Raw genomic sequence first — 16,854 nt, forward strand, 5'->3', positions numbered from 1 at the left:
AAAGTGAGTATGCAAACCATCAAGGCCAGCCAGGGTGCCGGCCATATCGGCATCGTCCATCTGGGACTGGGCGCGTTTCATCGCGCCCACCAGGCCGTTTATCTGGAGCGCTATCGCGACCGTACCGGCGATACCCAGTGGGGCGTGAGCGCGGCGAACCTGCGCCGCAGCGTCGAGCTGGTCGATGCGCTGAAAGGGGCGAACTACCGCTACCACGTCGCCGAGTACCGGGACAGCGACACCGTCACCCTTCGCGAAGTGGGCGCCATCGAGGAGGCCCTGTTTACCGGGCAGGCGCAGGACCAGCGCTGGGGACGCGATCTCGATGCGCTACTCAAGCGTCTCTGCGCGGCGGACACGCGTATCGTGACGCTGACGGTCACCGAGAAGGGCTATTTTCTCAACCCCGCCAGCGGCGAGCTTTTGCAGAGTGACCCGATGATCCAGGCGGATATTGAAAGTCCGAATGCACCGCGTACTGCCCCGGGCATCCTGGTCGAGGCGCTCAAGCGGCGCCGGGCAGCGGGTACGGCCCCGTTCACCGTGCTCTGCTGCGACAACATGCCGGACAACGGTCAGCGCACGCGTCAGGCGGTGGCGCAGCTTGCGCGCCGGCAGGATGCGGATCTGGCCGACTGGATTCTCGAGCACGTCGCGTTTCCCTGCAGCATGGTCGACCGGATCGTGCCGGCCATGACCGGGCAGGATTTCGAAGCGCTCGAGCGTCTCGGTGTGAGTGATCCCAACGCCGTGGTGTGCGAGGCGTTCTCGCAGTGGGTCGTCGAGGATCACTTCCCCCTGGGCCGGCCGAGCTGGGAAGAGGAGGGCGTGACCATGGTCGCCGACGTTGCGCCGTTCGAGACCATGAAGCTTCGCATGTTGAACGGCAGCCATTCGCTTTTGGCCTACCTCGGCGCGCTCGACGATATCGAAACCGTTTTCGATGCCGTCTCGAAGCCGGCATTCAAGACGTTGCTGCGCCGCTACATGAATGAGGAGGCCGCCCCGACCCTTTCCATGCCCGAGGAGATCGACCTCGACGCCTACGCAGAATCGCTGATTGCGCGCTTTGCCAACGACAGCCTGCGCCACCGCCTGCAGCAGATCGCCATGGACGGCAGCCAGAAGCTGCCCCAGCGCTGGCTGCAGGTGGTCGAGGCCAACCTGGCCGCGGGGCGCGAGTCCGCCTGCGTGGCGCTGGGCCTGGCCGGCTGGATTCGCTACACCCAGGGTTCTACGCTCTCGGGCCAGCGCTTCAGCGTCGACGATCCCCTGGCCGGCCAGCTCGAAGCGCTTCATCAGCGTCATGGCGAAGACGCTACCGCGCTGGTCGATGCCTTCTTCGGTCTCGATGCGGTGATGCCCGAGGCCCTGGCCCGAAACGACGATTTCAAGCGTGACGTGCTAAATGCCTACCACGCGTTGACCGAACACGGCGTCGAGCACGCCCTGGCACATCTTGACCGATAACCCCGGACGCTCGATGGAGGAACATGGCATGGAACATACCTGGCGCTGGTTCGGGCCGAAGGACCCGATTCAACTGGGCGAGATTCGTCAGGCCGGCGCGACCGGCATCGTCACCGCGCTGCACGACATTCCCAACGACCAAGTCTGGCCGGTCGAGGCGATCCGCGAGCGCAAGGCGATGATCGAAGCCGCCGGGCTCAGCTGGTCGGTGGTAGAAAGCGTGCCGGTGCACGAAGCGATCAAGCAGGGCCTGCCCGAGCGCGACGCGCTGATCGAGACCTACTGCCAGACGCTGCGCAATCTTGCCGCCTGCGGTATCGATACCGTGTGCTACAACTTCATGCCGGTACTCGACTGGACGCGCACGGATCTCGTTCATGCGCTGCCGGACGGCGCGCTGGCGCTGCGTTTCGATCAGACCGCCTTTGCCGCGTTCGATCTCTACCTGCTCGCGCGGCCGGGTGCCGAGGCCGAGTACAGCGAGGAAGACCAGCGTGCAGCACGCCAATACCTGGAAACCCTCGACGAACCTGCTCGCGACAAGCTCGTCAATACGCTGATTGCCGGGCTGCCCGGGGCTGAGGAGCACTACACGCTGGCGCAGTTTCGGGAAGTGCTGGCCCATTACGCGGACATCGACGCGGCGGGGCTGCGCGAACACCTGGGCTATTTCCTGCGCGCGGTCATTCCAGTGGCAGAAGAGGTGGGGATTCGCATGGCGATTCACCCGGATGATCCGCCCCGGCCGCTTTTGGGCTTGCCCCGTGTGGTATCGACTCATGAAGATGCCCAGTGGGTGGTGGACTGCGTGCCAAGCCCCGCCAACGGCCTGACGTTTTGTACGGGGTCCTATGGCGTGCGCGAGGACAACGACCTGGTGGCGATGGCCCGCCACTTTGCCTCGCACATTCACTTCATTCATCTGCGTGCCACCAGGCGCGAGTCGGACCCGCGCTCGTTTCATGAAGCGCCGCACCTGGCCGGTGACGTGGACATGGTCGGCGTCATTCGGGCGCTGGTGGACGAAGAGCGCCGCCGCGCAAGTGAGGGCGGGGCGCGCCTGCCGCTGCGCCCGGACCACGGCCACCACATTCTGGATGACCAGCAGCGCGCCACCGCGCCGGGCTACCCGCTCTACGGGCGAATGCGCGGGCTTGCCGAGCTGCGCGGGGTGGAGCTGGCCGTGCGGCAGTTAACGGCGCGTTGAGAGAACGGGCACGAATGAAAAGCCCCGCCTGGTGAAACGCCAGGCGGGGCTTTTCGTTGCACCATTCAGACGTGCTAACGAGCGGTCTTTCTGCTCAACCCGGCAATAACGCCGGGCAGTTCGCGGGCATGACGAATCTCGACCGCGCCTTCTGGCGTCGTCTCTTCCTCGGGAAAGTGGTTGAGGTGCACGACGTTCATGCCTGCGGCGAGCCCCGCCTGCACGCCAACGGCGGCGTCATCGATGACCACGCACCGCTCGGGGGCAAAGCCCATCGCGGCGGCGGCCTTGCGGTAGAGCTCGGGGTCGGGTTTCCAGACGTTCAGCGTGTAGGCGCTGAACAGATTGCCGGCGAAGTGGTGCTCGAGCCGGGTGCTTTCCAGCGCGCAGCGAATCTTGCGCTCCGGGCCGTTGGAGACCACGGCCTTGGGGTAGTCGCCGAGCGCCTCGAGCGCCGCTGGCATGCCCTCGATGGGGTCGAGTTCGGCGCGCATCCGCGCTTCCATGCGCGCGCGCATGTCCGACTCCAGAGCGTCGAAGCGCGTAGATGAAAGTGTCTCGAAGCGCGCCTCCAGCGTATTGACGACGGTTTTGAAGCGCACGCCACGAAACTCTTCCATGTACTGGCGTGCCGAGAAGGGCAGGCCGAACTCGGGCAGCAGCTCGCCCATGACCTCGGCCAGCAGTATCTCGCTGTCCACTAACGTGCCGTCGGAGTCGAAGAGTAAACACAGGGGGGAGTTCATCGCGGCCTCGGTCACATGAGTAAAGGTTCTATCCTATCAGGAAGTGCTATACGCTGCGCCGCCGATGTCCTCGGAAAGGGCCGCCGCGAGCTCCCCGAGCAGTGCCCGACAGCGCTCGATGTCCGGCACGTCGCGGTGCATGGCTTCGGGAATCAGGGTCAGGTAGGGAATGGTGATGACCGCTTCGATCGACTCGTGCACGCCGAATACCGGGAAACTGATGTTGGTCAAGCCTTGCACCTGGGGGCTCGGGCCCACGAAGTAACCCTGATGGCGAATAGTGGAGAAAAGCGCGCGGGTGCGCCTGGCTTCTTCATCCGTAGCGCCGCTGGCCTCGAGCATGCGCTCGCGTCGCGCGTCGTCGAGAAAGCTGAGCATTACCGCGCCGGAGCCGGAGCCCCAGATGTCGATCTGAGCGCCCAGGCGCAGACTGAACCCCATCTTGTCCGGGTTCTCGTACTGGGCGACGACCAGCAGGTAGCCGGGGCGTAGCACACTCAGATGGCAGGATTGCGAGATATCGTGGCATAGTGCTTCCATGCGGGGTATGGCCGCCTGTACCAGACGCTTGGTCGGCGGGAAGCGATGTGCCATCTCGAACATCTTGAGCGATAGCTGGTAGCGGCTGCCGCTTTCATCCATGACCACGTAGCCGCGATCGCGCAGCACCATCAGCATGCGATACATCTCGTTGGTCTTGCGCCCGATCTGCTCGGCGATCACTTGGGTACTCAACGGTTGGGAGGACTGGGCAAGCAGCTCCAGAATATCCAACCCCTTTTCCAATGCAGGCGCGTGGTAATGGGTCTCCGCCTTGTCCTTCATGCCGCTTCCTTTCATCGTCGTTTTATCGGCGGGGGCCTTTGGGTGTTCGTCCTAGCGGGCAAGCCAACCACCGTCCACCGCCAGGGTATGGCCGTGTACGTAGCGCGCCGCGTCGGAGCACAAGAATACCACAGCGCCGGCCAAATCTTCCGGCGTGCCCCAGCGCCCGGCGGGAATGCGCCCGAGGATCTCGTCGTGACGCTTCGGGTCGTCCCGCAGTGCCTGGGTGTTGTCCGTTGCCATGTAGCCCGGGGCGATCGCGTTGACGTTGATATCGTGGGCGGCCCACTCGTTGGCCAGCAGGCGAGTCAGCCCCATGAGGCCACTTTTACTGGCCGTGTAGGAGGGCACGCGTACGCCGCCCTGAAACGACAGCAGTGAGGCGATATTGACGATCTTGCCACCGCTTTCACGCTCGCGTAGATGTCGGGCGATGCACTGGCTCAAGAAGAACACCGACTTCAGGTTGACGTCGATCACCTCGTCCCAGTCCTGCTCGGTGAAGTCCAACGCGTCCGCCCGGCGGATCATCCCGGCATTGTTGACCAGAATATCGATCTGGCTTGCCTGCTCGAGCGCCTGGCCAACGATGTCTTCTGGCCGATCCTGGCCAAGCGCCGCGTCGACGCCGTGAAAGCGCCGGCCCAGTGCCGTGACGCGCTGGGCGGTCTCGGTGGCGGCGCTACGGTTGACGCCGACGATGTCGGCCCCCGCCTGGGCCAGGGCAATGGCGATCCCTTGTCCCAGCCCCTTGTTGCAGCCGGTCACCATGGCGGTACGGCCTTCGAGAGAAAAAAGCTGCATGTCGTCTCCTTGCTGAATGTGGGACCTGACTTAGCGCAGGTCGCGAGTGGCAACGAAATCCATGTCATCGTAGGTGAGGTTCTCGCCGCACATCCCCCAGATGAACGTGTAGCGACGCGTGCCGAAACCGCAGTGGATCGACCAGCTGGGATGAATCACCGCCTGCTCGTTGGCGACCACGATGTGGCGGCTTTCTTCGGGTTTGCCGCACAGATGGAAAACCACGTCGTCTTCGGCCAGGTTGAAATAGAAATAAACTTCCATACGCCGCTCGTGGGTATGGCAGGGCATGGTATTCCACATGCTGCCCGCCTCGAGCTCGGTCAGCCCCATGGAGAGCTGGCAGGTCTCGAGGACGTCGGCGTGCAGGTACTTGTTGATGGTGCGCACGTTGCCCGTGGCCGGGTCGCCCAGGGTCGTGGGCGAGGCGTCCTCGGGGCGGATATGGCGAAGGGCCAGGCGCACATGGGCCGGCGCCGAATTGATGTAAAAGCGCGCCGGATCGGCCGGGTCATCGCTTTCGAAACGCACGTCGCGGCTCTCCTTGGGGATGTAGAGGCCGTGATGGCGCCCGAGCGCGACGCTTTCGCCATCGACCACGATGCGCCCCGGGGCGCCGATGTTGATGACACCCATTTCACGGCGTTCGAGAAAGTAAGCGACGCCAAGTTCCTTGCCATCGCCAAGGGTGAGCGCACCTTGCGTGGGTACCGCGCCGCCAATGATGATGCGGTCGACATGGCTGTAGGTCAGCTTGAGCTCCCCCGGGCACATGATCTGCGTCACCAGCATCTTGTCGCGCAGGCCCTGGGTATCCAGGGTCTTGAAGTGATCTTCGTGAACGGCTTGAAGAATGTCCATGTAAGCTCCTTTGCCTCGATGGGCGGGTATCGATAAAAAGGGTAGAGAAACGCCTCAAGAGAAGAACATGAGGGGCCACAGGGTCAGCGCGGGTACGCTCGCGACGAGCAGCATGACCAGCACGTTGGCCAGTAGAAACGGCAGGGCGCCCCGGAAAATACGGCCGATGGAGAGCCCGGTGATCGATGAGCAGACGTTCAGGCACATGCCGACCGGCGGCGTCACGAGTCCTATGGCCAAACCGCTGATCAAGAGCACCCCGAACTGCACCGGCGAAATGCCGGCGGCGACCAGAATCGGCAACACCACCGGCGTAATGAGCAGGATGGCCGGGGTCACGTCGACGAAGGTACCGATGAACAGCACCGCCATGGCCACGACCAGCAGCAGCATGAAGGGCGAAAGTTCGAGCGCGCCCAGATAGCCCGCGAGCAGTTGCGGAACCTGCTCCATGGTCAAAATCCAGACGTAGAGCTGGCTCATGGCGATGATGATCATGACCGTCGCGCTGGTCATGACCGCCGAGCGTAAAAGCGCTGGCAGCTCGCGAAGCGTCAGGCTGCGAAAGACCACCAGCCCCAGAAACAGTGCGTAGCCAACCCCGATGGCCGCGGACTCCGTGGCCGTTGCCACCCCGCCGACCACCGCACCCACCACGAAGACCGGAATCAGCAGCGCAAGTACCGAACGCTGGATGATCAGGCGCTTTTCGGTGGCGCTCAACCCCGCATGGGCGCGCGGATAGCCGTGACGACCCGCCATCAGTGCAATGACGGCCATCATGAACAGGCCGATCATGAGCCCCGGCAGCAGGCTTGCCAAAAACATCGTGCCGATGGACTGCTGGGCGGTGACCGCATAGATGACCATCGGCACACTCGGCGGAATGATCATGCCCATGGTGGAGGAGGCCACGGTGATGCCGCTCGCCGTCTCGGTCGAATAGCCCTTGCGCGCCATCTCGGGAATCATGGCCGAGCCCACCGAGGCGGTATCCGACACCGACGAACCCGAAATACCCCCGAAGATCATCGAGGTCGAGATATTGACGTGACCAAGCCCGCCCGGAAAACGGCCGACGAGCATCAAGCAGAAGTCGATCAGGCGGGTCGTGATCCCCGAGGCGTTCATGATCAGCCCCATCAGGATGAAAAGCGGCAGGGCGATCATGGTGTAGGTATCCATGCCCGACAGCACGCGTTGGGGGAGGACGCCGATCAGGTTGGGTTGCAGCACCAGAAAGTAGAGTAGCCCCGACAGCCCCAGCGAGTAGGCGATGGGAACGCCGATCAGCAAGAGCGCGAAGAGCGCGATCAGCAGCAGTGTCATGCCTGGGCCTCCTGCGCATCGTCGCGGCGGGTGGCGGGGCGTTCTCCACCGACCAGTACGGCCAGCGAGAACAGAATGACCAGAACGGCCCCGACAGGAACGCTGATCTGCACGACCCAGTTGGGCACGTCGAGCACCGCAGAGCGAAAACGGCCCACCTGGCCGATCCAGCCAAGACTCAGCCAGGCAAGATAGGCATTGAAGAGCACGACCAGCAGGTGGCGCAGGCTATCGACCGCTTTCAGACAGGCCGGCGGCAGGCGCTCGACGAAGACACCGATGCGAATGTGCTCGCCGCGCAGTATGGCGACGGAGGCGCCCAGCGCGGTGGAGTAGACGAACAGAAAACGCATCAATTCCTCGGCGCCGGCAAAGCCGATACCGAATAGATAGCGAAGCACCACCAGCGTGAAGCAAAGCAGAAAGATCGCCGCCACCAGCGCGGCGATCAGATTCTCGAGCAGGGCAGCGGCGCGTCTAACGATACGCATGCCAGGCGTATCGCTTGCCACGTCCTGGAGCGACGGCGGCTGGCTCATTACTCCTGCCCTTCGCCATGACCGGTTTGGGCCAGCACCGCATCGAGCTGTTCACGGCTGAAGTCGCCGCGTTCGACGAAGAATTCCCAGACCGGTACTACCGCCTCGACGAAGCTCTGGCGCGAGGCATCGCTGAGCTCGTTGATCTCCATGGACTCACCGAGGGTCTCGAGGTAGTTCGCCTCGGAGGCGAGCCAGAGTTCGTTGGAGCGCGTCATGGTTTCCACCGCCACGTCGTCGACCAGCGCCTGTAGTTCTTCGGGGAGCTGGTCGTACCACTGAGCGCTGATGAAGAACGGGTCGGGATGGATCTGCCAGTTCAGCAGTGTCAGGTACTCCTGCGCCTCGTTGAACTTCATGTCGGCGATGTTCGATGGCGGGTTTTCCTGACCGTCGACCACCCCCGTACGCAGCGCCATATAGGTTTCGGTATAGGGCACCTGCTGGGGCGATGCGCCCAGCGCCTCGAACGCCCGCAGGGTAGGGGCCAGCGGCGGCGTACGGATCTTCATGCCCCGCAGGTCGGCGACCTCGTTGACGGCGCGCACGTTATTGGTGAGCTGGCGCATGCCCCCGGCCACGCCGGTCACTGGAATATGCAGCTGGCTGGCGCGTGCATCGGCATCGATGCCCTGGCCCAGCTCGCTTTGCATTACCTCGATGGCTTCTTCCGGTGTCTCGAAGAGAAACGGCATGGCGTAGATCAGGTAAGCCGGGTTGGCCTGGGCGAAAAGCCCGCCGCGATAGCCCTGGATGAGACCCATCTGCACCTGCTGGAGAACGTCTTCCTCCTTGCCCAGCGTGCCGTTGAAGTAGAGCTCCACGGCAATGCGCCCGTCGCTGCGCTCTTCGAGAGTGTCCTTGAAGAAACGCATGGACTCCGAGCGCGGCGCATCGTCGGTTTGCGAGTGCGCGTACTTGAACGTGTAGTCCGCGGCAAGGAGGGGGAAGCTGGCTCCCAGGGCAAGGGTGGCAATGACTGACAGGTAAGGGCGCATAACGAACTCTCCAATAGCATTATTGTGATGTTGTGAAGCGCTATTCAAATATAAAAGTTATTTTTATATTTGATTGCTGATTAGCTTAGCGGGATTGATCGTCGGGTCAATCGAGACATTGGTCGAGGTTTGGACCCGTGGTCGGATATAAAAAAAGCGCCCGAAGGCGCTTGTCTGGTGGTGAGTAATGAGGGGCGGTAATGAATAGAGTCCGGCTACGTCGTTTTCCACGACTCTTCGTTGACCATGCTGATCGGCCGCTCGCCGGTAAGGGCCAGGCGAATATTGTCCACCGCGCGCTGGGCCATGGCGGTGCGGGTTTCATGGGTCGCTGAGCCGATGTGCGGCAGGGCGACCACGTTGGCCATGCCGGGGAGCGGCGAGGTATCGGCCAGCGGCTCCTGTTCGAAGACGTCCAGGCCCGCGCCGCGGATGGTGCCGTTCTCCAGCGCCTCGATCAGCGCGCCTTCGTCGACTACCTTGCCCCGGGCGATGTTGATGAGGATGGCGGAAGACTTCATTTGTTTGAGTTCGTCGGCACCGATCAGCTTTTCGGTCTCTTCGGTCAGGGGAACGGTCAGGCAGACGAAGTCGGACTCGGCGAGCAGGGCGTCGAGTTCGCGGCGCTCGGCGCCCAGCTCACGCTCCACGTCCGGCTTGGGGGAGGCGTTGGAGTAGAGCACCTTCATACCGAAACCGAGCGCCCCGCGCCTCGCCACCGCCTGGCCGATGCGCCCGAAGCCCACCATGCCGAGCGTCTTGCCGTTGACGTCACTGCCGTAAAGATCGGGGCCGATGCTCGCCTCCCAGGCGCCGGCCTTGACCCAGGTGGCAAGTTCCACCACGCGTCGGGCGGTGGCCATCAAAAGCGTGAAGCCGGTATCCGCGGTGGTTTCGGTCAGCACGTCCGGGGTGTTGCAAAGCAGGATGCCGCGGCGGGTCAGCTCGTCGACGGGAACGGTGTCATAGCCCACGGAGATCAGCGCGATGACCTCGAGGTTGGGCGCGGCGTCGAGCAGCTCGCTTGAAATCGGCAGGCCAGAGCCAATGATGCCGTGGGCCTGGCCCAGCACGGTTCGCACGTGTTCGTCGTTGGTGTCGAAAGAGTTCAAGGGATCGAGCAGTTCGAAATGTTGCGCGAGCTCGGCGCGTTGATCGGCGCTCAGCCGGCCCTGGACGATGATACGTTTTTTCATGTTCTCTCCTGTCGTGCTGTCGTTATAGGTTAGCGCTGCTCGAGGGTTTGCAGCTTTTCACGGGTGGGAAGCCCCTCCATGTCGCCGACGACCTGCACCGCCTGGGCGCCGACCAGATTACCCCGCGCCAGCGCCTGCTTTGGCGTAAGCCCTTCGAGCAGGGCGCTGATCGCACCCACCGCGAAGCCGTCGCCGGCGCCCACGGTATCCACTACGCTTGCCACCGGCTGACCGGCCACGGTGAAACTCTCCAATGTAGACCCCAAACGGCCGCGGTAATAGCTGCCTTCCGGGCCGAGTTTGATGATGACGGCTTTGGCGCCGCGCTCGAGGTAGAAATCCGCGATGGCCTCCGGCGAGTCCTGGCCGGTCAGGCGACGACCTTCGGAGAGCCCGGGCAGCACCCAGTCGGCCAGGCCCGCCAGCTCGTTCAGGGTGTCGCGCATCGTCTCTTCGCTTTCCCAAAGCGTCGGGCGCAGGTTGGGATCAAACGAGACGCTCGCCCCTTTCGTGCGAGCGCTTTGCATCAAGTGCCGAGTCAGCGCCAGCGCACTTTGTGAAAGCGCCGGGGTGATGCCGGTGGCGTGCAGGTGATCCAGGGTCTCGAAATCGACGGCCCGTGCATCGTCCGGGCACAGATGGCTCGCCGCGCTGCCGCGGCGGAAGTACTCCACCCTGGGATCGGCGCCGTTCTCGGAGCGCTCCTTGAACATCAGCCCTGTGGGGTGTTCGGCGTCCTCGATGATGTAGCGATCGTCGATTCCCTCGGCTTTCAGAGTCTGCTGGATAAACCGGCCCAGGCTGTCGTTGCCTACCCGGCTCAGCCAGCCTACGTGAAAACCCAGGCGGGAGAGGCCGATGGCGACGTTGTTATCAGCACCCGCCAGGCGGCGGTGAAAACTCTCGACGCCGGAAAGCTCCCCGGGTGTATTGGCCACCAGCATGGCCATGGCTTCGCCGAAGGTGAGGATGGTAGGGGATGACGTTTTATGGGTCATGGGCGTACTCATGGATTGTTGGATTCTTCAGGTGTAAATGATGAAAGCTGCGTGCTGCCACGCGGGCACAGCCTGGGCGCGTGGCGGTGGAGGACGGTGGCTGGTGTCGTGCTCTTGAGCTGATTGAGCAGGCAGGTGACTGCAGCGCGGCCAATGGCATCGGTTGGCTGCGCCAACGTGGTGATGCCTGGAGCGATCAGCGCACACCAGTCGAGCTCGTCGATGCCCATCAAACCGACCGGCCCCATGGCAAGCCCGAGGCGCTGAAAGCCGCGCGCAAGCGCCAGCGTCACGTTGCCATTGCCGCACAGCACGGCTGCCGGGCCCGCGGACTGGGCAAAGGCTTTCAAGGTGGGCAGCACCGCATCGGGCTCGAGGCTATTCAGCAGCAGTGTCCGGCTAGTCAGCCCGCGCGGCCTTGCCTGCTGTTCAAAGCGAATGAGTCGCGCCTGGCGGGTGCTGGCCTGAGTGGGGGATTCGCTGACATACAGTACCGAGCGGTAGCCCTGGAGAACCAGGTGCTCCAGGGCCATATCGATGGCCTGCGCGTTGTCCAGGCCGATCACGTCAGCCTTCAACTGGTTCACTTCACGATCGAGCAGCACCAGCGGAACGCCGCTGTGCATCAGTGCTTGAAGCGGCGCTTCCGGCTGGCCGGACGCGTTGATGATCAACCCTTCCACCTGATAGGCCGCAAGCGTTGCCAGCTGGGTCTGCTCGAGCACCGGGTCGTTGTCGGTATTGCACACGATCAGCGAATAGCCCTGGGCGCGCGCCGCCTGCTCAACGCCGTGCACCAGCGCCACGGAAAACGGGTTACGGATATCGGCAACCAGCATGCCCAGAAGGCGAGAGCCGCCGCCTTTCAATCCGCGCGCCATCAGGTTGGGGCGGTAGCCAAGCGTATGCGCGGCGCGTTCGATGCGCGCACAAAGCGCGGGCGAGAGCTTGTCGCGCTCGGGGCCAAAAAAGCGCGAGACGCTGGTTTTCGACGTTCCTGCCAGCGTGGCGACTTCGATCAGGGTGGCGCGAGAGGGTGGCAAAGGCAAGATCCATGATATTGAATTGGGAACGTTCCCATTGCCATTCAAGGTAGAGGTTTCGCTCTTTATTGGCAATATCGCCAAAAGTGGTAGAGCGAACTCGCCGCGAATCGATAGCGATGTGGTTACATCGCACCGAACCGCGGGAAAACTGCCCGATGTAGCTGCCTCGAGAAGCGTTCCGTGTCGGAGCAGGGTAAACTACGCGCTTTTGCATGAGCGATGGTCGCGGTATGTCCACCATTTACGAACTGACCGGCGCCGGTGATCGTTACTTCGATGGCCTGGTCGACAAGTTTTCCCGCTCGCTGTATCAGGCGCCGCGCGGCGAGTTGCGCCTTGCCATGCTCGATTACCTGCTGCCGCAAATGCTGCGCCTTGACCAGCAGCCGGTGCTGGATATCGGCGGCGGGCTTGGCCAGCAGGCGGCCTGGTTTGCCGAGCGCGGCCATTCGGTCACCATGGCCGAGCCTTCCATTGACATGCTCGATTACGCCCGCCAGTGGCACCGTGAGGCGAAGGGGCTTCCCCATGAGGCGATTCGCTACGTGAACGCGCCGCTGCAGGCGCTGATTGATGAAGCTCCCGGCCCCTGGCCGCTGATTACCTGCCACGCCGTGCTCGAGTGGTTGGGCGACCCGCGTGCAGCCATTGCCGTTCTGGCCAGCCTGCTGGCCCCGGGTGGGCAGCTCAGTCTGATGGTATTCAATCGCGATGCGCTGCGTTTTTCCAATGCCGTGAAGGGCAATCTGGAAAAGGCGCTGAACGACCGTCTGGAAGGAATGGGCAAGCGCCAGCGGCTGACGCCGATATCGCCGGTCACCCACGCACAGATCGAGACGTGGAGCGCGGAAAACCGCCTGGCGATCACCGAGGTAGCGGGCATCCGCGTGTTTCAGGACTACTTGCGCCATCCGCCGACCAGCGACGACGAACGCGACACTCTGCTGGCGCTGGAAAGACAGTACTGCCGACACGACCCGCACTGGCGGCTGGGCCGCTATCTGCTTTACACACTGACCAAACCGGAGGCCGCATGAGCGCGCAATTACCCGCCTGCCAGTTGCTGGAGCGCCAGCAGAGCGACTATTCGCACCACTTTGCCATCGCGCCGCCGCTCGACGCCTGGCTGATGGATCACACGCTTGGCGCAGTAAGCGGGGATTTGAGCGTGGTCGAGGCCTGGGGCGAGCGCGGCAAGCTCGCCGGCAGTCCCTTTGCGCTTTCAGCATCCTTCGAGCGTGCGGTGCTGTTCTGGCCCAAGGCGCTGAAGTTGGGCATCTGGTGGGTGGAGTGGCTATGCGAGGTACTGCCCGAAGGCGCGCCGCTCGAGATCGTGGGTGAACACAACGGTGGCATCAAGCGCGTGCCCAAGGTGCTCGAGGAGCTGGGCATGGCTTGCGACAAGCTGGATAACGCCCGGCGCTGCTCGCTTTATGCGACGCGTACGGTAAAAAGAGTCAGGGAAGCTGAGCAATCCGCCTGGCAGCCGTTCGACGCCCTGGGACTTGAATTGGTCAGCCACCCCGGTGTGTTTGGTCATGGCAAGCTGGACGAAGGCACACAGCTTCTTCTGGAAAGCCTGGAAGGTCAGCTACCCAAGGCCCCCAGACGAATACTCGACATGGGCTGTGGCGATGGCATCATCAGCGCCTGGCTTGCCAACAAGGGCCATGCGGTCACCGCCGTGGATGTCAGCGACTTCGCCGTTGAGGCTACCCGGCGCACGTTAGCGGCCAATGGGCTTGAAGGACGCGTGCTGCAAAGCGATGTGTACAGCGCCCTTGACGACGAAACGTTCGACCTGATCATCAGCAACCCGCCATTTCATCAGGAACGCGATATCAGCTATGGCCCTAGTCAGCGTCTGATCCAAAAGGCCCCTGCACATCTTGCCAGAGGCGGACAGTTTGTCATCGTCGCCAACGGCTTTCTGCCTTATCCAGCGCTATTGGAAAGCTCTTTTGGCAGCTTCGAGGTGCTGGCCGATAACCGGCGCTTTCGCGTGTATGCAGCAAGCAAGTAAGTCATGTTCAGAGGCGTTGCCTGGCGAGTAGTGCTTGAGGGCCATATACCTAACTCGCCGGTAATGCCGGCAACCAGAAGACCAGCGCCAGAAGCGTTGCCAACAGCACCGGCGGGGTGATCAAGAGCCCCACTTTCATGTACTGCCCCCAGCTGATCCGGTACCCCTTGCGCGCCAGCACGTGAAGCCAGAGCAGCGTGGCCAGGCTGCCGATGGGGGTGAGCTTTGGCCCCAGGTCGTTACCGATCACGCTGGCGTAGATCATGAGCTCCTGGGTCAACGCGGGAAGCGTTGCCTGATCGATCGCCAGTGCCGCCACCAGGGTGGACGGCATGTTGTTCATGATGGATGCAACGATAGCGACCATGAACCCGGTGCCTACCGTGGCGACGATAGTGCCTTGCCCCGCAAGCCACTCGAGCGCCTGTACGCCGTAGCCAGTCAGGCCCGCATTGCCCAGCCCGTAAACCACCAGATACATGCCGATGGAAAACAATACGATCTGCCAGGGCGCGCCGCGCAGCGCCTGGTTGACCGATACGACCGCACCGCGGCCGCCGCGCCACCAGCGCCCGGCAAGCGCCATCAGAAGTATGGCCGCCGTACCGGTGACAAAGGCGATGGGCACCTCCAGCGGGGCGGTAACGAAGTAGGCCGCCATCAGCAGCGCCAAGAGCGGAAAGGCGGCTCGGAACACCAGCGGGTCCTTCACCGCCGAGTGCGGCGCTTCGAGCTTGTCCATCGAGTACCTTGGTGGTATCCGGCGGCCGAAGGCGAGCCAGAGCACGCTGAGGGTGGCGGCAAGCGACACCAGGTTGACCGGCACCATGACCAGGGCGTAGCGATCAAAGCCGATGGCGAAATAGTTGGCGGTAACGATATTGACCAGATTGGAGATCACCAGCGGAAGGCTCGCGGTATCCGCCACGAACCCGGTCGCGATGATGAAGGCCAGTGCAGCGGGCGGCGTGACGTTCAGGCGCAGCAGAATGGCGATGACGATGGGCGTGAGTAGCAAGGCTGCGCCGTCGTTGGCAAAGAAGGCGGCAATGAAGGCGCCCAGAAGGACTACCAGGGGAAAGAGCAGGTGCCCTCGGCCATTACCCCAGCGCGCCACATGCAGCGCCGCCCAGGCGAAGAAGCCAGCTTCGTCGAGAATCAGCGAAATGATGATCAGCGCGACGAAGGTAAAGGTGGCGTCCCAGACGATCTCCCAGACGACGGCTATCTCGGCCAGTTGCACCACGCCTGTCGATAGCGCCGCCACTGCGCCCCCCAGCGCGCTCCAGCCAATGCCCAGCCCCTTCGGCTGCCAGATCACCAGCACCAAGGTAACGATAAAGATGGCCATCGCCAGCATAGCGGGTTACTCGCTTTGGTGAGACGACGGCGTTACCTGCTCGCCATCCTCTTTGGTAAACGATGCGACGGGGTGAGCCAGCAGGTCGAAAACCTCTTCTGAGGGGCGGCAGAGTCGTGCGCCCTTGGCGGTCACGACGATAGGGCGATTGATCAGGATCGGGTGTGCCAGCATGGCCTCGATCAGCTCAGCGTCACCGAGTGCCGGATTATCCAAGCCGAGCTCCTTGAAGGGTGTCTCCTTGGCGCGCAAAAGCTCGCGGGGCGTCATGCCCATCATCGCCAACAGCTCGATCAGCCGCTCGCGGCTGGGCGGGGTTGCCAGGTACTCGATCACCTCCGGTGACTCGTTGGAGGCCCGCATGATGGCCAGCGTATTGCGTGAGGTGCCGCAATTGGGGTTGTGGTAGATCAAGGGGATCATGGCGGTGGCTCCTGGTTGGTCGGTGAGGCGCAGGTATTCAGCGTCTCGATCAAGGGGGTACATAGCGAGGGGTTGCCGGCGCAACAGTCGCTGATCAGAAAGGCGAGCACCTGATGCATGTGCGCAAGGCTTGCGCGGTAGATGATCGAGCGGCTCTCGCGTTGCGAACTTACCCAGCCCGCACGGGCAAGCACGGCTAGGTGGGTGGACATCGTATTATGGGGTACGCCGAGTCTTCGGGCGATTGCGCCCGCGGGCAACCCCTCGGGCTCATGGCGCAAGAGCAGGCGTAGCGCTTCGAGGCGGGTTGCCTGGGAAAGCGCGCTGAAACTAGACGTGGCAATATTTATTTCCATATGTCGAGTATCATGGACATATGGAGCAACGACAAGCATTTCATCAAATATTTATGAACGGAGGATGGTGGCTGAACGCGTCTGGCTGGCTATGTGCCAGCGTAACGAATCGCCGTCACCGTATAGAACGTCTCGCCACTGGGCGTGAGTACCGTGACCTCGTCGTCCACTGCCTTGCCCAGCAACGCTTTCGCCATGGGCGCATCGATACTGATCCAGCGTTTCTGGGTATCTATCTCGTCATGGCCGACGATGCGAATATCCAGCGCTTTGCCGTCATCGTCCTCCAGGCTGACATACGCGCCGAAAAAGACCTTGTCGGTATCTGTGGGCAGTCGGTCCACCACCTGCAGTTCGTCGAGCCGTTTGGTCAGATAACGGATGCGGGCGATCACGCGGTTGAGTTCTTTCTTGTTGTAGGTGTAGTCCGCATTCTCCGAACGGTCGCCAAGGGCCGCGGCTTCCCCTACCTTGGTGGAAAGCGCCGGGCGTTTCACTCGCGAGAGATGGTCGAGAATGCCGCGCAGCCGGGCGGCGCCGTCCGCGGTGATCAGATTGCTCTTGGGTTCCTGGCGCGGGTCCTTGGCCGGGTCGCGCCAGCGGGTCATGTTGCGGCCTTTCATGGGCAAGCTCTCTTGGGTCAATCCACTAGCTTACGTGAATCCAGGCGCTG

At 62.9% G+C, this 16,854-nt stretch carries 18 protein-coding genes; 4 read left to right on the forward strand and 14 right to left on the reverse strand.

The features are described 5' to 3' along the window. Positions 1-9: 9 nt before the first annotated feature. Together HW452_RS03315 and uxuA are read left to right on the forward strand one after the other, a co-directional pair. Positions 10-1,470, forward strand: a complete 1,461-nt coding sequence (locus HW452_RS03315) for a mannitol dehydrogenase family protein (RefSeq protein WP_224105078.1) — start codon at positions 10-12, stop codon at positions 1,468-1,470. 28 nt (positions 1,471-1,498) lie between these two features. Next, positions 1,499-2,677 carry a mannonate dehydratase gene (uxuA, locus tag HW452_RS03320; RefSeq protein WP_224104682.1) on the forward strand — a complete coding sequence of 393 codons (1,179 nt, stop codon included), beginning with the start codon at positions 1,499-1,501 and terminating at the stop codon, positions 2,675-2,677. A gap of 74 nt (positions 2,678-2,751) precedes the next feature. Here uxuA and HW452_RS03325 read toward each other — a convergent pair whose 3' ends face one another. From HW452_RS03325 to HW452_RS03370, 10 genes are all read right to left on the reverse strand, one after another. Further along, entirely contained in the window at positions 2,752-3,423 is a 672-nt protein-coding gene (locus HW452_RS03325) for an HAD family hydrolase (protein ID WP_224104683.1), read from the reverse strand. Between the two features lie 36 nt (positions 3,424-3,459). Further along, the gene (locus HW452_RS03330; RefSeq protein ID WP_224104684.1) at positions 3,460-4,248 is read right to left on the reverse strand and encodes an IclR family transcriptional regulator; all 789 of its coding nucleotides are present in this window, start codon (positions 4,246-4,248) and stop codon (positions 3,460-3,462) included. A gap of 51 nt (positions 4,249-4,299) precedes the next feature. Further along, entirely contained in the window at positions 4,300-5,052 is a 753-nt protein-coding gene (kduD, locus tag HW452_RS03335) for a 2-dehydro-3-deoxy-D-gluconate 5-dehydrogenase KduD (RefSeq protein WP_224104685.1), read from the reverse strand. A gap of 30 nt (positions 5,053-5,082) precedes the next feature. After that, complete coding sequence (gene kduI / locus HW452_RS03340; protein WP_224104686.1) at positions 5,083-5,913, reverse strand: 5-dehydro-4-deoxy-D-glucuronate isomerase; 831 nt, start codon at positions 5,911-5,913, stop codon at positions 5,083-5,085. 54 nt (positions 5,914-5,967) lie between these two features. Continuing rightward, positions 5,968-7,242 carry a TRAP transporter large permease gene (locus tag HW452_RS03345; RefSeq protein WP_224104687.1) on the reverse strand — a complete coding sequence of 425 codons (1,275 nt, stop codon included), beginning with the start codon at positions 7,240-7,242 and terminating at the stop codon, positions 5,968-5,970. Next, complete coding sequence (locus HW452_RS03350; protein ID WP_224104688.1) at positions 7,239-7,781, reverse strand: TRAP transporter small permease; 543 nt, start codon at positions 7,779-7,781, stop codon at positions 7,239-7,241. Before HW452_RS03350 ends, HW452_RS03345 begins: the two co-directional genes overlap by 4 nt. Next, on the reverse strand, positions 7,781-8,779 hold the full coding sequence (locus HW452_RS03355) for a TRAP transporter substrate-binding protein (protein WP_224104689.1): 999 nt from the start codon (positions 8,777-8,779) through the stop codon (positions 7,781-7,783). Before HW452_RS03355 ends, HW452_RS03350 begins: the two co-directional genes overlap by 1 nt. 215 nt (positions 8,780-8,994) lie before the next feature. Beyond that, a complete protein-coding gene (locus HW452_RS03360) occupies positions 8,995-9,975 on the reverse strand; it encodes a 2-hydroxyacid dehydrogenase (RefSeq protein ID WP_224104690.1) in 981 nt (326 codons plus the stop codon). Positions 9,976-10,004: 29 nt separating this feature from the next. Beyond that, positions 10,005-10,973, reverse strand: coding sequence for a sugar kinase (locus HW452_RS03365; RefSeq protein ID WP_224104691.1), 969 nt, complete (start codon positions 10,971-10,973; stop codon positions 10,005-10,007). 8 nt (positions 10,974-10,981) lie between these two features. Further along, entirely contained in the window at positions 10,982-12,016 is a 1,035-nt protein-coding gene (locus HW452_RS03370) for a substrate-binding domain-containing protein (RefSeq protein ID WP_224104692.1), read from the reverse strand. A 215-nt stretch (positions 12,017-12,231) separates the two neighbouring features. Here HW452_RS03370 and HW452_RS03375 point away from each other — a divergent pair, with 215 nt between their 5' ends. Then, positions 12,232-13,056, forward strand: coding sequence for a methyltransferase domain-containing protein (locus HW452_RS03375; protein ID WP_224104693.1), 825 nt, complete (start codon positions 12,232-12,234; stop codon positions 13,054-13,056). Continuing rightward, the gene (locus HW452_RS03380; protein ID WP_224104694.1) at positions 13,053-14,042 is read left to right on the forward strand and encodes a methyltransferase; all 990 of its coding nucleotides are present in this window, start codon (positions 13,053-13,055) and stop codon (positions 14,040-14,042) included. The genes HW452_RS03375 and HW452_RS03380 overlap by 4 nt, the downstream gene beginning before the upstream one ends. 49 nt (positions 14,043-14,091) lie before the next feature. Here HW452_RS03380 and HW452_RS03385 read toward each other — a convergent pair whose 3' ends face one another. The 4 genes from HW452_RS03385 to greB form a co-directional block, all read right to left on the reverse strand. Next, positions 14,092-15,402: an arsenic transporter gene (locus HW452_RS03385; protein ID WP_224104695.1), complete on the reverse strand. Its 1,311-nt coding sequence runs from the start codon at positions 15,400-15,402 to the stop codon at positions 14,092-14,094. A gap of 6 nt (positions 15,403-15,408) precedes the next feature. Beyond that, positions 15,409-15,825 carry an arsenate reductase (glutaredoxin) gene (gene arsC, locus HW452_RS03390; protein WP_224104696.1) on the reverse strand — a complete coding sequence of 139 codons (417 nt, stop codon included), beginning with the start codon at positions 15,823-15,825 and terminating at the stop codon, positions 15,409-15,411. After that, on the reverse strand, positions 15,822-16,181 hold the full coding sequence (locus tag HW452_RS03395; protein WP_224104697.1) for an ArsR/SmtB family transcription factor: 360 nt from the start codon (positions 16,179-16,181) through the stop codon (positions 15,822-15,824). The genes arsC and HW452_RS03395 overlap by 4 nt, the downstream gene beginning before the upstream one ends. An 89-nt stretch (positions 16,182-16,270) precedes the next feature. Next, complete coding sequence (gene greB / locus HW452_RS03400) at positions 16,271-16,804, reverse strand: transcription elongation factor GreB (RefSeq protein WP_224104698.1); 534 nt, start codon at positions 16,802-16,804, stop codon at positions 16,271-16,273. Positions 16,805-16,854: the final 50 nt, after the last annotated feature.

Origin of the sequence: Vreelandella aquamarina, assembly GCF_020075495.1 — a bacterium.
Classification (GTDB): Bacteria; Pseudomonadota; Gammaproteobacteria; order Pseudomonadales; family Halomonadaceae; genus Vreelandella; species Vreelandella aquamarina_A.

Bases quoted from the DNA above. Each gene is read 5' to 3' on its own strand.
- HW452_RS03365 (WP_224104691.1), bottom strand. From the start codon at position 10,973: ATGACCCATAAAACGTCATCCCCTACCATCCTCACCTTCGGCGAAGCC.
- HW452_RS03345 (WP_224104687.1), bottom strand. From the start codon at position 7,242: ATGACACTGCTGCTGATCGCGCTCTTCGCGCTCTTGCTGATCGGCGTT.
- HW452_RS03355 (WP_224104689.1), bottom strand. From the start codon at position 8,779: ATGCGCCCTTACCTGTCAGTCATTGCCACCCTTGCCCTGGGAGCCAGC.
- HW452_RS03350 (WP_224104688.1), bottom strand. From the start codon at position 7,781: ATGAGCCAGCCGCCGTCGCTCCAGGACGTGGCAAGCGATACGCCTGGC.
- kduD (WP_224104685.1), bottom strand. From the start codon at position 5,052: ATGCAGCTTTTTTCTCTCGAAGGCCGTACCGCCATGGTGACCGGCTGC.
- arsC (WP_224104696.1), bottom strand. From the start codon at position 15,825: ATGATCCCCTTGATCTACCACAACCCCAATTGCGGCACCTCACGCAAT.
- HW452_RS03330 (WP_224104684.1), bottom strand. From the start codon at position 4,248: ATGAAGGACAAGGCGGAGACCCATTACCACGCGCCTGCATTGGAAAAG.
- HW452_RS03360 (WP_224104690.1), bottom strand. From the start codon at position 9,975: ATGAAAAAACGTATCATCGTCCAGGGCCGGCTGAGCGCCGATCAACGC.
- uxuA (WP_224104682.1), top strand. From the start codon at position 1,499: ATGGAACATACCTGGCGCTGGTTCGGGCCGAAGGACCCGATTCAACTG.
- greB (WP_224104698.1), bottom strand. From the start codon at position 16,804: ATGAAAGGCCGCAACATGACCCGCTGGCGCGACCCGGCCAAGGACCCG.
- HW452_RS03395 (WP_224104697.1), bottom strand. From the start codon at position 16,181: ATGGAAATAAATATTGCCACGTCTAGTTTCAGCGCGCTTTCCCAGGCA.
- HW452_RS03325 (WP_224104683.1), bottom strand. From the start codon at position 3,423: ATGAACTCCCCCCTGTGTTTACTCTTCGACTCCGACGGCACGTTAGTG.
- HW452_RS03380 (WP_224104694.1), top strand. From the start codon at position 13,053: ATGAGCGCGCAATTACCCGCCTGCCAGTTGCTGGAGCGCCAGCAGAGC.
- HW452_RS03375 (WP_224104693.1), top strand. From the start codon at position 12,232: ATGAGCGATGGTCGCGGTATGTCCACCATTTACGAACTGACCGGCGCC.
- HW452_RS03315 (WP_224105078.1), top strand. From the start codon at position 10: ATGCAAACCATCAAGGCCAGCCAGGGTGCCGGCCATATCGGCATCGTC.
- kduI (WP_224104686.1), bottom strand. From the start codon at position 5,913: ATGGACATTCTTCAAGCCGTTCACGAAGATCACTTCAAGACCCTGGAT.
- HW452_RS03385 (WP_224104695.1), bottom strand. From the start codon at position 15,402: ATGCTGGCGATGGCCATCTTTATCGTTACCTTGGTGCTGGTGATCTGG.